The sequence below is a fragment of the Corynebacterium sp. c8Ua_99 genome (assembly GCF_039907185.1).
Taxonomy (GTDB): Bacteria; Actinomycetota; Actinomycetes; order Mycobacteriales; family Mycobacteriaceae; genus Corynebacterium; species Corynebacterium jeikeium_D.
This window is the reverse complement of sequence record NZ_JASBOG010000007.1, coordinates 36,908-50,996: the sequence shown is the minus strand read 5'-3', so window position 1 is coordinate 50,996 and position 14,089 is coordinate 36,908. Positions and strand designations below refer to the sequence as shown.

The 14,089-nt window shown below is 60.9% G+C and carries 8 protein-coding genes; 3 read left to right on the top strand and 5 right to left on the bottom strand.

The annotated features are described in order from the left end of the window. Window positions 1-3: 3 nt before the first annotated feature. Complete coding sequence (locus QKE19_RS05655) at window positions 4-1,545, bottom strand: glutamate synthase subunit beta (RefSeq protein WP_016421791.1); 1,542 nt, start codon at window positions 1,543-1,545, stop codon at window positions 4-6. After that, complete coding sequence (gltB, locus tag QKE19_RS05650; protein WP_347890581.1) at window positions 1,538-6,160, bottom strand: glutamate synthase large subunit; 4,623 nt, start codon at window positions 6,158-6,160, stop codon at window positions 1,538-1,540. The genes QKE19_RS05655 and gltB overlap by 8 nt, the downstream gene beginning before the upstream one ends. Before the next feature lie 314 nt (window positions 6,161-6,474). On the opposite strand from gltB, the gene QKE19_RS05645 reads away from it, so the two are divergent. Next, entirely contained in the window at window positions 6,475-7,332 is an 858-nt protein-coding gene (locus QKE19_RS05645; protein ID WP_187404410.1) for an HNH endonuclease family protein, read from the top strand. Between the two features lie 539 nt (window positions 7,333-7,871). Further along, on the top strand, window positions 7,872-9,569 hold the full coding sequence (locus QKE19_RS05640; RefSeq protein WP_049193377.1) for an AMP-binding protein: 1,698 nt from the start codon (window positions 7,872-7,874) through the stop codon (window positions 9,567-9,569). Window positions 9,570-9,651: 82 nt separating this feature from the next. Here the strand turns inward: QKE19_RS05640 and QKE19_RS05635 are convergent, their stop codons facing one another. Together QKE19_RS05635 and QKE19_RS05630 are read right to left on the bottom strand one after the other, a co-directional pair. Continuing rightward, a complete protein-coding gene (locus QKE19_RS05635; protein ID WP_016421787.1) occupies window positions 9,652-10,383 on the bottom strand; it encodes an SDR family oxidoreductase in 732 nt (243 codons plus the stop codon). A gap of 24 nt (window positions 10,384-10,407) precedes the next feature. Beyond that, window positions 10,408-11,169 carry an SDR family oxidoreductase gene (locus QKE19_RS05630; RefSeq protein WP_049172538.1) on the bottom strand — a complete coding sequence of 254 codons (762 nt, stop codon included), beginning with the start codon at window positions 11,167-11,169 and terminating at the stop codon, window positions 10,408-10,410. Between the two features lie 183 nt (window positions 11,170-11,352). Between QKE19_RS05630 and QKE19_RS05625 the strand changes: the two genes are divergently transcribed. Then, window positions 11,353-13,413 (top strand): NADPH-dependent 2,4-dienoyl-CoA reductase, encoded by a 2,061-nt coding sequence (locus QKE19_RS05625; RefSeq protein ID WP_101738886.1) that lies wholly within the window; start codon window positions 11,353-11,355, stop codon window positions 13,411-13,413. 11 nt (window positions 13,414-13,424) lie between these two features. On the opposite strand, the gene QKE19_RS05620 is transcribed toward QKE19_RS05625, so the two are convergent. Then, the gene (locus QKE19_RS05620) at window positions 13,425-14,087 is read right to left on the bottom strand and encodes a nitroreductase family protein (protein WP_049193382.1); all 663 of its coding nucleotides are present in this window, start codon (window positions 14,085-14,087) and stop codon (window positions 13,425-13,427) included. Between the last annotated feature and the right edge of the window lie 2 nt (window positions 14,088-14,089).

The window sequence follows — 14,089 nt, the reverse complement described above, 5'->3', positions numbered from 1 at the left end:
GGTTTACAACTTAATTGGAGCATCCTCCGGCTCGACAGCGCGCGGCAGATTGGACTCGCCCATCAAGTACTGGTCCACGGCCTCGGCGCAGGCGCGACCTTCGGCGATAGCCCACACAATCAGGCTGGCCCCGCGGCCATTGTCACCGGCCACGAACACCGGACCGTCGAAGTTCTGCTCGATGTCGCTGCGCACGGCGAGGTAGTCGTCGTCACGCATCATCATACCGCGATCGTTGAACTGAATCCCCAGTTCATGGGGCAGACCGCCGCGCTCCGGACCGGAGAAGCCCAGCGCGATGAGAACTAGGTCGGCGTCGAGCTCGAAATCCGTATCCTCCATGGGCACACGCTTGCCATCGATGACCTCGACCTCGTTGGCGGACAGGCCGGTCACGTGACCGTCCTCGCCGTGGAAGGAGACGGTGTTGACGTTGAAGACGCGCTTGCCCAGGGTCTCGCCGGTGACGCGAGCGTTGAAGCCGAGTGCCTCGGTAACCTCTGGTGGTTCGGAACCGGTGATGGTGTACTCGCCCTCTTCGTGGGCAGTCGCCACACGCCAGACCAGCGGATACATCGGCCACGGAGTCGACGCCGCACGGGACTTCGGCGCACGCGGGCGAATATCGAACTGCGTGACGGACGCCGCTCCCTGGCGCAGCGCGGTACCGAAGCAGTCAATGCCGGTGTCACCGCCGCCAATGACAACGACCTTCTTGCCCTTCGCATCAATCGGCGGGGTGTCGAGCTCGCCTGCGGCAACGCGGTTGGCACCCGGCAGGTACTCCATAGCCTGGTGAATACCCTCCAAATCACGGCCATCGACAGGCAGGTCGCGGGCCAGTGACGCGCCGGTAGCTAGGACCACTGCATCGAATTCGGCCAGGTCAGCAGCCGTCGGTGAGATGTTGGTGCGGAACTCAGTGCCCTCGATTTCCATCTGCTCGAGACGACGGTCGAGGAAACGCTGCTCCATCTTGTAGTCCGGCACGCCGTAGCGCATCAGACCACCAATCTTGTCGTCGCGCTCGAAGACCGTGACATCATGCCCGGCGCGAGTCAGCTGCTGTGCTGCAGCAAGGCCCGCCGGCCCGGAGCCGATGACAGCGATGTGTTGGCCGGTGTCGAAAGTCGGCACAATCGGCTGCACCCAGCCCTCATCGAAGCCGCGTTCAACGATGGCCAGCTCGATGTTCTTAATGGTCACGGCATCATCATTGATGCCGAGCACACAACCGCCCTCGCACGGAGCCGGACACAGGCGACCGGTCCACTCGGGAAAGTTATTGGTGGCGTGCAAGCGCTCGAAAGCCTCGTGCCAGCGGTTCTGACGAACCAGGTCATTCCACTCCGGAATGATGTTGCCCAGAGGACAGGCCGAGTGACAAAACGGCACGCCGCAGTCCATGCAGCGGGTCGCCTGCTGTTGCAGGTGCTCCTGACTAGCCTCCTCATAGACCTCTTTCCAGTCCATCAGACGCAGCGGAACCGGGCGATGAGCAGGCTCTTCGCGCTGGAATTTCATGAAACCCTTCGGATCAGCCATTGGTTACTGCCTCCATGATTGCCTCGTTGATGTCAGCGTCGTTGTCCTTTGCCTTCGCGACTACGTCGAGAATTCGGGCGTAATCACGCGGCATAATTTTGATGAACTGTGCGGCCGGGAACCGAGTCTTAGAACCCGTGAGCTTGCGGTGCTTCGACAGCGTTGCCTCCAGCCAGCTGATGTCCTCATCGTCGAGAGGCACGATGTCGACCAACTCGGTGTTGATGTTCGCCCGCGTCGCCTCGTTATCCAGCAGGTAGGCGATACCGCCACTCATACCGGCGCCGAAGTTGTGACCGACCGGGCCCGCCACTACGACGCGGCCACCGGTCATGTACTCGCAACCGTGGTTACCGATGCCCTCGACCACGGCCGTGGCACCGGAGTTACGCACGCAGAAGCGCTCACCGACAGTGCCGCGGACGAAGATCTCACCGCTGGTGGCACCAAAACCAATGACATTGCCGGCAATGGTGTCGGTAGCCACATCCGCGGTCGGCGGGGCCGAACGTGAAGGTCGAACCACAATCTTGCCACCGCACAGGCCCTTGCCGACGAAGTCGTTGGCATCGCCCTCCAGCTTGATGGTCACACCGGCCGGCAGGAACGCACCCAGCGAGTTACCGGCGGAACCGAGCAGGTTGACGACGATGGAGTCGTCGGCAAGCCCCTGCTTACCTGCGACTTTGGTGACTTCATACCCCAGGCGCGTGCCCACGGAACGGTTCACATTGCTGATGGCATGGTGCAGCGATACCGGTGTCGGCGCCAGCCCATTCGCGCGCGCCGTACGCAGCGCGGGCTGCGCTTCGTCGATGAGGCGCTCATCCAACGCGCCCTCAAGGCCGTGGTCCTGCGCCTTCGTGCAGTAGGAATCCTGGTCCGCAAAGAAGGGGCTTTCGGCAACGTGCAGGATTCGCTCCAGGTCAAGCTTTGCGACGCGCGGAAGGTTGTCGAGATCCTTGCGCGGACGCAGGCACTCGGCATGTCCGACCGCTTCGTCAATGGTGCGGAAACCCAGCTCAGCGAGGTATTCACGGACCTGCTGGGCGATGAAGGTGAAGAAGTTGACCACGTGCTCGGCACGGCCGGTGAACTTGCTCCGCAACTTCGGATTCTGGGTGGCAATACCAACTGGACAGGTGTCCAGGTGGCAGACGCGCATCATGACGCAGCCCTCAACCACCAGCGGAGCGGTAGCAAAACCAAACTCCTCAGCACCCAGCAACATCGCGACCACGACATCACGACCGGTCTTGAGCTGGCCATCGCACTGCACGCGGATGCGGTCGCGCAGCCCGTTGAGCATCAGGGTCTGCTGGGTTTCAGCGAGCCCCAGCTCCCACGGACCGCCGGCGTGCTTGAGGCTGGTCAGTGGCGAGGCACCAGTGCCGCCATCGTGGCCGGAGATCAGCACGACGTCGGCATGCGCCTTCGAGACACCAGCGGCGACGGTACCCACGCCCTGCTCGGAGACGAGCTTGACGTGAATGCGGGCGCGCGGATTGGCGTTCTTGAGGTCGTAGATGAGCTGTGCCAGATCCTCGATTGAGTAGATGTCGTGGTGCGGTGGCGGCGAGATTAGCCCCACGCCCGGGGTGGTGATGCGGACTTCCGCGATCCACGGGTAGACCTTGTTCGGTGGCAACTGGCCACCCTCGCCGGGCTTTGCACCCTGGGCCATCTTGATCTGGATGTCGGTGCAGTTGGACAGGTAGTGGCTGGTCACACCGAAGCGGCCCGATGCGACCTGCTTGATGGCAGAGCGTTTCCAGTCGCCGTTGGCCTCCATTTCGAAACGGTCTGGGTCCTCGCCACCCTCGCCGGAGTTGGACATGGCGCCCAGGCGATTCATAGCGATGGCCAGCGTCTCATGTGCCTCCGCAGAGATGGAGCCATAGCTCATTGCGCCGGTGGAGAAACGCTTGACGATGCTCGAGACCGGTTCGACCTCATCAATGTCGATTGGCTCGCGGTCCGAGGCGAACTCGAGCATGCCGCGCAGAGTTGCCAGCTGCTTGGTCTGCTCATCAACCTTGTTGGTGTAGTCGCGGAAGACCGCGTACTGACCAGTGCGGGTCGCATGCTGCAGCGTGTAGATTGTCTCTGGGTTGAATAGGTGGTACTCGCCTTCGCGACGCCACTTGTACTCGCCGCCGAGATCCAGCTCACGGTATGCCTGCTCTTCCGGACGCGGCAGGAATGCGCTGCGGTGACGGGCGGCAACATCTTCTGCGACCTCGTCGAGACCAATACCTTCCAGCGGAGAAACAGCGCCGGTGAAGTACTCGTCCAGGAACTCCTGCGACAGACCGACGGTGTCGGCCAGCTGAGCGCCACGGTAGGACTGCAGTGAGGCGATACCCATCTTGGACATGACCTTCAGCACGCCCTTGGAGGCAGCCTTGCAGTAGTTCGAGCAGGCCTGATCCAACGTCAGAGCTCCGAGCTGGTCCTTCATGCGCAGCTCATCGATGGTTTCGAAAGTCATGTATGGGTTAATGGCATCGGCACCAAAGCCCAGCAGCATGGCCATGTGGTGCACCTCGCGGGCGTCGCCAGCCTCAATGATGAGGCTGGCGCGCGTGCGAGTGCGCTCCTCCACCAGGTGGTGGTGAACCGCGGAGGTCAGCAGCAGCGACGGGATAGGGGCAAAGCGCTCGTTGGACTCACGGTCAGACAGCACAATCAGTCGGGCACCACGGTCGATGGCCTCAGAGACCTCACGGCGGACACGACGGATAGCGTTGCGCAGGCCGCGGCCACCGCGGGCGACCGGGTACAGACCGGAGATGACCTCGGCACGGAACTCGGAATACTCCTCGTTCTTGCCCGCCTGGCACAGGGTGACAAAGTCGTGGTTGTCCAGGATTGGATGCTCAAGCCGGATGCGACGGGCGGCATCGGCGGTGGGCTCCAGGATGTTGGTCTCTGCCCCCAGCAACGTATTCATGCTGGTGATGGACTTTTCGCGCAGCGAGTCCAACGGCGGGTTGGTCACCTGCGCGAACCGCTGCGAGAAGAAGTCGAACAGCATGCGAGGGCGGTTGGACAGTGCCGCAATCGGCGTGTCTGAGCCCATCGAACCCAGGCCCTCCGCGCCGGTGAGTGCCATCGGGCGGATGATGAGGTCAACGTCTTCTTCGGTGATGCCGAAGACGCGCTGTCGTAACACCGCGCGGGCATGCGGCATGTACTGGTAGCGCTCTCGTGGCAGGTCGGTGATGTCGACCAGGCCCTCTTTGATCCATTCCTCGTATGGACCGGTGGCGGCCAGCGTGGACTTAATCTCCTTGTCCTCAATAATGCGACCGGCCTTCATGTCCACCAGGAACATACGCCCCGGCTGCACGCGCGTGCGCTGCACAATCTGCTCCGGCGGGATATCCAGGACACCAGCTTCGGAGGCCATCACCACCAGGCCCTCGTCGGTCACCCAGATGCGCCCCGGGCGCAGACCATTGCGATCCAGGGTGGCACCGATGACCTGGCCGTCGGTAAAGCAGATGGCAGCGGGGCCGTCCCACGGCTCCATCAGGCAGGCGTGGTACTCGTAGAACGCGCGAACCTGCGGGCTGAGATTGTCGTCGTGCTCCCAGGCCTGCGGAACCATCATCATGACCGCATGCGGGAGACTACGACCACCGAGATGCAGTAACTCCAGGGCCTCGTCGAAACGCGCAGTGTCAGAACCGTTGGGGTCGCACACCGGCAGTGCGCGGTCGATGTTGCCCAGCTTGCCAGAGCGAATTAGCGACTCGCGGGCGCGCATCCAGTTCTCGTTGCCGCGCACGGTGTTGATTTCGCCATTGTGAGCGACGTAGCGGTACGGGTGTGCCAGCGGCCAGGACGGGAAAGTGTTCGTGGAAAAGCGTGAGTGCACGATGGCGAGCGCGGAAGTGACTTCCTTCTGCTGCAGGTCAAGGTAGAAATCCTTCAGCTGCGGAGTAGTCAGCATGCCCTTGTAGACGATCGTGCGGCTGGACAGCGACGGGAAGTACACGGTGTCGCCACCAGAGCCCTCGCCAGCGCCCTGTTCACCCAGCTCACGCTCGCAGCGCTTACGCAGGAAGAACATCTTGCGGTCGAGATCGATATCGCTGAGCTGGCGACCCTCGTAGTTCTTCGCGGTAACGAAGAGCTGACGCAGCACCGGCATAGCCTGGCGAGCCATCTGGCCAAGCCCGTCAGCGTTAATCGGCACATCGCGCCATGCCAAGATCTCGATGCCCTCTTCGGCGCAGATGTCTTCAATAGCCCGGATGGCATCAAGGGTGGCCATGCGCGACTGCGGCAGGAACGCAATACCGGTGGCGTAGGTGCCAGCCGGCGGCAAAATAACGCCTTCCTTGCTCAGCTCAGCACGGTAGTAGGCATCCGGAACCTGAATGAGAATGCCGGCACCGTCGCCGGTGGTCTTCTCAGCGCCGGCGGCACCGCGGTGGTCGAGGTTGACCAGTGCCTGGATGCCCTTTTCCACAATGTCATGGGTCTGGCGACCGTAAATGTCGGCAACAAAGGCCACGCCACACGCATCATGTTCGTTCGACGGGTGGTAGAGACCTTCCCTCTGAGGACCACGAGGCAATGTGGTCGCTGTTTCGGTCAGGGTCATGGCTGTCTTAGCTGTCATGGCTGTTTTCCCCTTGTAGGTGCAATGTGCCAATTGGGGGACACGGGTTATCTATATTTCCAACTGTTTTAACAATGCACTTTCATCTAGGCGTAATGCAATACGTATTTAGGGAACTAGCTATATTTACCCACCCCCGAAGGAGCTAGAACACCCTTCCCGTTCGACTAAAACCGGGCTTTTACTACCCGCTTTAACGCCATAACCCCCTAATCGAGCTACCACCCCCGCTAACTACGCACAATTGTTCGATTCTTTAGCAAACCTCCCTCCATACCCAATCCGCCCCCACCGCTATGGTTAGCTCCATGCTCGCCAACCGTCGTTTCCGCTCGCCACTGCAGGGCCTCGCCCTCCTCATCGGCGCAGCGACAATCCTCAGCGGCTGCACGGCTCCCACAGTCCCCACTCCAGAGAGCCAGTCGTACAGCCCGGCTCCGGCACCCGCATTCACGCCCGAGCCAGAGGAACCCGCGCCCGAGATTCCTGAAGCGCCCGACTCGCCGGACGTCCCCGACACCCCAGCGCCCAGCACATCGCCTATCGACGGCATCCGTAGCGCCCTCAACCAGCTGGAGATAAAAGGGCGGGCACCGAAAACCGGCTATGCGCGCGACGAGTTCGGGCAGCGTTGGAGCGATGACGTCTCTGCCGAGTTTGGGCACAACGGATGCGACACGCGAAACGATGTTTTGAATCGTGACCTTATTAATAAGGAGTACAAACCAAATAGTCGCGATTGCGTCGTGCTTTCAGGGCAGTTACTGGATCCCTATACCGGCACGATGATTGATTTCCAGCGCGGCCGCAACACCTCTTCCGCCGTACAGATCGACCATGTCGTAGCCTTGAGCGACGCCTGGCAAAAGGGGGCACAGCAACTCCCACCAGAGGTTCGGCAGGACTTTGCCAATGACCCCCTCAACCTCTTGGCCGTCGATGGCCCCGCCAATCAACAGAAGCGGGATAGCGATGCCGCATCCTGGGTACCCGCCAATAAGCCATTTCGCTGCCAGTATGTCGCTCGCCAGGTGGCGGTAAAACAGAAATACCACCTGTGGCTCACACAGGCGGAGTACGATGCCATCGACCGTTGGCTCTCTACCTGCACACCAGAGGATGAGCCCGCACTTGCCGCCCTAACCCTGAATTAGGGCAACTTCCTCCGGCGCTCACCGATGCCACACACCAAGGCTCAAGCCGGCGAATATGTCACCTATTTAACTACGTGTTCGCAACCTCCGCCCCTCCTAGTCGCGAACATTTCTATTTTTCTGAAGATTCCTAGCCCCTAATTTCTGGGGGCGACCGCCATTCACTTGCGGCCCACCCCCTTCAAACAAACCAACCGAAAACCCCTGGATTCATAGAGTTATATACGTCAATACCAGAATTGAATTCGTTACCACAGTGTTAGCATTTCGTTATATTCACTGCTTCCCGTCGGTTTATAACCGTTTGATAACACTGTATCCTCTAGCCCGTACGCGAAAAAGGTATCCGTCGTAAAGCACTGCGCACACTGACTGCGTATTTTTACTTTTCTTCGTGGAAACTACTTTTTGGCGCGGCACAGGTTTGTTAAAGTCTGGTTGTTACAAAATCGCACTACCGTGACTGATGGTGTCAGTGTGACTAAAGAGTCGCTTGGCGCTATTAATCGCTTGTCCATCATCTTGGAGGATTCTCACCCATGGCAGCTGAAATGAAGGCTCCGGAAGTACCACTTGGGCTCCAAATCAAGGCTTTTGCCCAGTCGATTCCACCACTCCTGCGTACTGGTGCCCTGTACATGACTCCGAAGACGGCGCCGAAGATTCTCGATTACCTGCGTCGCCTGAAGTTCTCCGTCGCCAGCCTGATTTCCATGAGTGCGCTGCGCTACCCGGATCGCCTCGCCCTTGTCGATGATGACGGCGAACTGACCTATTCTCAGCTGCTGGACAACGCCCACGCCCTGGCTCGTGCCTTGATGGACCGTGGCATGACTCAGAAGTCCAGCTTCGGCGTTATCGCACGCAACGGCCGCGGCATCATCCTGCCGATGGCCATCAAGGGCTTCATCGGCTCCGAAATTATGCTGATGAACATCGGCTCCGGCCCGACTCAGATTCGCGGCGTCGTTGACCAGAATAAGGCCAAGTTCCTGTTCGTCGATGACGAGTTCCTGGGCAACCTGCCAGAAGACCTCGACGATGTCACCGTCGTTATTACCTCCGTGACCAAGCCGGAGACCCGCAAGAACGCGGGCAAGAACTTCGTGTTCATGGAAGACCTCATTGAAGAAGGTCGTACATCGAACGCCAAGCTAGATCCGAAGCCGGAGCAGGGACGCATCATCATCATGTCCTCCGGCACCACCGGCATCCCGAAGGGTGTCCTGCGCAATGAGCCGAAGACACCGGCAACTGTGGGTGCAATCGCCGATCGTATTCCGTGGCGCCGCAACATGGTCATTCACCAGTCCGCATCCATGTTCCACGCCTGGGGCTGGGCAAATGTGCTGATTGGCATGGCTACCGGCTCCACCATTGTCACCATGCGTGTCTTCGACCCGAAGAAGGCTGTTGACCAGTGTGAACAGTACGGCTGTAACGGCATGATTTCCGCGGCCTTCTTCCTGCGCCAGATCAAGGATGTTCTGGATGAGGAGCCGAACCGCAAGATTGGCCCGTTCCGCTTCATTGTCTCCTCTGGTAACGCCATCCCGGGCTGGCTCGTCTCCGCGCTGACTCACCGCTTCGGTCCGGTTATCTGTAACTTCTACGGCTCCACCGAGGCCGGCCTGTGCTCCATCGCATCCGGCGCGGACCTCGCAGCCCGCCCGGACTCCGCAGGTCGCCCGGCAATTGGCGCCAAGGTTCGCATCCTGGGTGACGACGGCAAGGAAGTCGAGCCGGGTGAGGTTGGCATGATCCACACCGCTCAGGAGCTCTCCTTCATCGGTTACCTGAACAAGAAGGACAAGTTCACCACCGTCGATGGCCTGTTCCAGATTGGTGACCTCGGCCGTATCGACCAGGACGGCTACCTGTACATCTGTGGTCGCTCCGACGACATGGTGATCAAGGGCGGCGAGAACGTCTTCCCACGCGAGGTCGAAGAAATTCTGGGCCCGGTGCCGGGCATCGCCGATGTCTTCTGCCACGGCAGCAACGAAAACGACGAGATTTTCGCTGACCTGTTCCTCTACGTTGTCCGCGAGGACAATGAGGCCGGCAAGAACCTCACCGAGGACATGCTGCGCGAGTACGTCCGCGAAACTCTGGCCGAGCACTCCACTCCGGACCGCGTCTTCTTCGTCGACTCCCTGCCGCGCAACGCCATCGGCAAGGTTGTCCCGCGCGAGGTCAAAGCAATGCACGAGCGCCTGAACCTGGACGCTCAGTAAGAAGCCTGCACACGAAAGTGTGCCCACCGGCTATCCGCCTGGTGGGCACACTTTTTGCTTATCTTCGCTACCTTTTACACGGCTATCCGCGCGGGCGCACCTGGATTTCATCCACGTTGGCATCCGCTCCGGTATCAACGGCCAGACGTACTGCGGCTGCGATCGATTCAGGCCGCATGAACTTCGTTCCGTCGTAACGCCAATCCGCATCATCGCGGTGCCAATTCGACTGCAGCTGAACCTGCATATCGGTATCGACGCGCCCAGGGTGCACGGAGCTGACTCGTACCGCGCCACGCTCTTCCTCGCGCAGCGCATCGGTGAAGGCCCGCAGCGCGAACTTCGACGCTGCATACGGTGAAGTACCAGCTGAAGCGCGGAATCCCGAGCCCGAGTTGATGGTTACCAGCGTGCCCTCCGCCTTGCGCAGCGCTGGCAGCAGCTGGCGTGTCAGGTCGGCGACGGCGACGACGTTGATGTCCATAATTCGCGACCAGTCCGCACGCGAAACCTCCGCCACGTCCCCATCGACGTACACGCCCGCCGAGTGCACGAGCACATCCAGCCCGCGCCCACCGAGCGCCTCCAACAGCTTTGCCACTTCCGCGTTTACGGCGTCGGTATCACCCAGATCAGCAACGAATACGCTTGCCGACGGCAACTGCGACGCCACCTTCTCGGCAGACTCAGCACTGGTAGCGCCCACAATGACATGGTGGTCACGGGAGAGATCCTTGGCGACCGCCAGGCCAATACCACGGCTTGCACCCGTGACCAGGGCAATCTTGGTGTCAGCGGCAATATCGATGCTCATGTACGGCTCCTCTATGTAGTCGGTTTACTTCTTCGGCTTCGCGCCGCCCACCTGGTCGATGGGGGTCACCTGCAGGAAGTCAATGTTGACGCGCTTCGGACGGGTGGCCGCGAACACAATGATGTCGGCAACATCATCGGCGGTCAGCGACTCAACGCCATCGTAGACCGCTGCGGCCTTGGTCTCGTCGCCGTCGAAACGCACGAGTGAGAAGTCGGTATGGACGCGCCCCGGATCGATTTCGGTGACGCGCACGCCATCGGCAGCAACCTCTTGACGCAGGACTTCCACCAGCGCGCGCTCAGCGTGCTTGGCTGCGTTGTAACCGGCGCCGCCGGTGTAGACCTGACGGCCGGCAATCGAGCCGACGGTGAGCACAATGCCGCTAGTGGACTTCAATGCGGGCAGCAGCGCGCGGGTGACGCGCAGGGTGCCCAGCACGTTGACCTCGTACATCCAGCGCCACTTTTCCTCGACAGCGCCTTCAACCGATTCCATGCCCCAGGCGCCACCGGCGTTGTTAACCAGCACGTCGACGCGCGGTTCGGTCTTAGCCAGCGCCGCCACATCGGCGTCAGAGGTCACGTCAACCTTGTAGACCGTCGCTTCACCACCGGCAGCGCGAATCTCCTCCGCGACAGCCTCAAGCTTGTCCTCGCGGCGGGCTCCCAGCACGACGCGGAAACCTTCAGCTGCGAACTGCTTGGCAGTGGCTGCACCAATACCGGAAGAAGCACCGGTAACTACAGCTACTTTCTTGCCATTAGTTGAAGTTTCAGAGGTCATGGGGGCTTAACTCCTTGCTACATGCGTCTACTGATATTCCCGACTGTAGTCATACGACACCCTCCTGCGCCGAAGACTGCGCGTGCTTTACACCTGATGTTCCACGTGAAACGTATATAAAACTGTGCAGGAATTTTCCCGATTCACCTCATACGCAGCTGCTAAAACCGCGATACTGGTTGCATGTCTGACCAGCCTCACTTCCCACATCTTCTCTCCCCTCTCGACGTCGGTCCTCTAACTCTGCGCAATCGCATCATCATGGGCTCAATGCACTCCGGCCTGGAAGATCGCACCCGTGATATCCCCAAGCTGGCTGCCTACCTGGGTCGGCGCGCCGAAGGTGGCGTGGGGCTCATCGTCACCGGCGGTTATGCTCCCAACATCGAGGGTTGGCTGACTCCGGCCGGTTCGATGATGGCGTCGAAGCGCATGGCGGACAATCACCGCCGCGTTACTGACCTCGTGCACTCCCACGGCAGCCACATCGTGCTGCAGGTGCTGCACGCCGGTCGTTACAGCTACAGCCCGCTGGCTCGCTCCGCCAATACCGGTCAGTCGCCGATTAGCCCGTTTAAGGCTCACCGCCTCACCGGCTTTGATGTCTCACGCACTATCGGCGCTTATGTCCGCGCCGCGAAGCTCGCAAAGCGCGCCGGTTACGACGGCATCGAGGTTATGGGTTCCGAGGGTTACCTGCTCAACCAGTTCCTGGCCGAGCGCACCAACCACCGCTCGGACAACTGGGGTGGCAGCGCCGAGGCTCGCATGCGCCTGCCCATCGAAATTGTCCGTCGTATTCGCGCCGAGGTAGGCGAGGACTTCCTGCTGCAGTACCGCATTTCGCTGCTTGACCTGGTGGAAGATGGTCAGACCTGGTCGGAGACCACTGAACTCGCGCAGCGTCTGGTCGAGGCTGGCGTCGATGTCTTCAACACCGGTATCGGCTGGCACGAAGCACGCGTCCCCACCATCGTTACGTCCGTGCCGCGCGCCGCATTCACGGATCTGACTGGTCGTCTCCGTTCGCTTGTCGACGTCCCGGTGGCAGCCTCCAACCGAATCAACCGCCCTGAGGTTGCGGAGAAGATCCTCGCTGACGGCAATGCGGACCTGATTTCCATGGCCCGCCCACTGCTGGCTGACCCGGACTTCGCCATCAAGGCGGGCGATGGTCGAGCTGACCAGATCAACACCTGTATCGCCTGTAACCAGGCCTGCTTGGACCACACCTTCGCCAACAAGCGCTCTACCTGCTTGGTCAACCCGAAGGCGGCTTACGAAACCGAGCTGGTATCCGTGCCGGTTGCGAAGGACAAGGCCAAGCGCGTCGCCGTCATCGGCGCTGGTGTGGCTGGACTCGCTTTCGCGGAAGCCGCAGCTCAGCGCGGTCACCACCCGGAGATTTTCGAGGCCGCCGACCAGATTGGTGGCCAGTTCAACCTCGCCGCACAGATTCCGGGCAAGGAGGACTACGGCGAGACGCTGAAGTACTTCTCACGTCGACTGGAGGTGCTCGAGGTTCCGGTTCACCTGAACACGCGTGCCGACGTCGACGAGCTCAAGACCAAGTTTGACCACGTGATTGTGGCCACGGGTGTCACCCCACGAATCCCGGGCATTGACGGTATCGACCACGAGAAGGTCATTCGTTACGACGAGCTGCTCTCGGGTGCGAAGCAGGCCGGTAACAAGGTGGCCGTCATCGGTGCTGGTGGTATCGGTGTGGACGTGTGTGAGTACCTCACGCGCAAGCCGAACCAGACCATCGAGGCCTGGAAGGACGCCTGGGGCGTCGGTGACCCAGCGGAGTTCCGCGCGGGCCTGACCAAGCCGGGCACGGTCTCTGGCGCGGCTGAGGAGTTTGAGGTCGAGCGCGAGGTGCACCTGCTGCAGCGCAAGACCTCCCGCATCGGCAAGGGCCTGGGCAAGACCACTGGTTGGGTTCACCGTGCGGAGATCAAGAAGGCCGGTGTCAAGCAGTACACCGGCGTCACCTACAACCGCATTGACGACGAGGGCCTGCACATCACCATCGATGAAAAGCCACAGGTCATCACAGTTGACAACGTGATTGTCTGTACTGGACAGGTATCCAATCTGGACTGCCTGGGCGGAAAGGATCGCGAGAGCGTCACCGGCGATAACTCCAATGTCACCATCATCGGCGGCGCGGACGTGGCCGCTGAGCTGGACGCAAAGCGTGCCATCCGCCAGGCCGTTGAGGTAGCGCTCGCGCTGTAGGGCTAGGGCTGCTACGCCTCGTAGCGGTCGGTGTAGGCGCGCTGCTCGAACTCGAAACGGCCCGGGTGAGCCGGGAACTCACCCGGGACACCGATGGCCAGCAACAGCGCTACTGCCACATCGGTGTCACCGGCACCGATAGCTTCCTTGACCTTCTGCTCGCTAAAGCCCGTCATCGGGGAGCTAGCCCAACCAAAGGCGCTGGCAGTGACCATAGCGAAAGAAGCGGCAATCATGGCGTCGCGGATTGCGAACTCGCGGGAGAGACCCTTTTCCTCGCGGGCCTTATGGAAGGAGGTCATCGAGGCTTCCCGCTCGGCAGCGGCAACTTCGTCCCACAGGCCAGTCGCCTTGTTGGCCTCAACCAGGCGTGGAATACCGCGCTTCCAGCCGGTCGGCTCACCAATGAAGGCGAGCAGCAGCGGCGCATTGGCAACCTGCTTCTGACCACCGGCAGCTTCCACTACCTGCTGGCGCACCTCAGGATCCTCGATGCGCACGATAGCCCGAGACTGAATGTTAAAGGCGCTGGGAGCTTCCAGAGATAGCTCCAGGAGGCGGCGCACGTCAGCGTCGTCAAGCGGTTCGTCAGCGTAAACGCGCGTGGCACGGCGGTTGCGGATGATGTTCTCAAATTCGGTGGCGAACTGGTCGCGCGGAGAATGTGAAGTCATGC

Coding starts and splice junctions, on each gene's coding strand:
- QKE19_RS05655 (WP_016421791.1), bottom strand. CDS start 1,545: ATGGCTGATCCGAAGGGTTTCATGAAATTCCAGCGCGAAGAGCCTGCT.
- gltB (WP_347890581.1), bottom strand. CDS start 6,160: ATGACCCTGACCGAAACAGCGACCACATTGCCTCGTGGTCCTCAGAGG.
- QKE19_RS05645 (WP_187404410.1), top strand. CDS start 6,475: ATGGTTAGCTCCATGCTCGCCAACCGTCGTTTCCGCTCGCCACTGCAG.
- QKE19_RS05640 (WP_049193377.1), top strand. CDS start 7,872: ATGGCAGCTGAAATGAAGGCTCCGGAAGTACCACTTGGGCTCCAAATC.
- QKE19_RS05635 (WP_016421787.1), bottom strand. CDS start 10,383: ATGAGCATCGATATTGCCGCTGACACCAAGATTGCCCTGGTCACGGGT.
- QKE19_RS05630 (WP_049172538.1), bottom strand. CDS start 11,169: ATGACCTCTGAAACTTCAACTAATGGCAAGAAAGTAGCTGTAGTTACC.
- QKE19_RS05625 (WP_101738886.1), top strand. CDS start 11,353: ATGTCTGACCAGCCTCACTTCCCACATCTTCTCTCCCCTCTCGACGTC.
- QKE19_RS05620 (WP_049193382.1), bottom strand. CDS start 14,087: ATGACTTCACATTCTCCGCGCGACCAGTTCGCCACCGAATTTGAGAAC.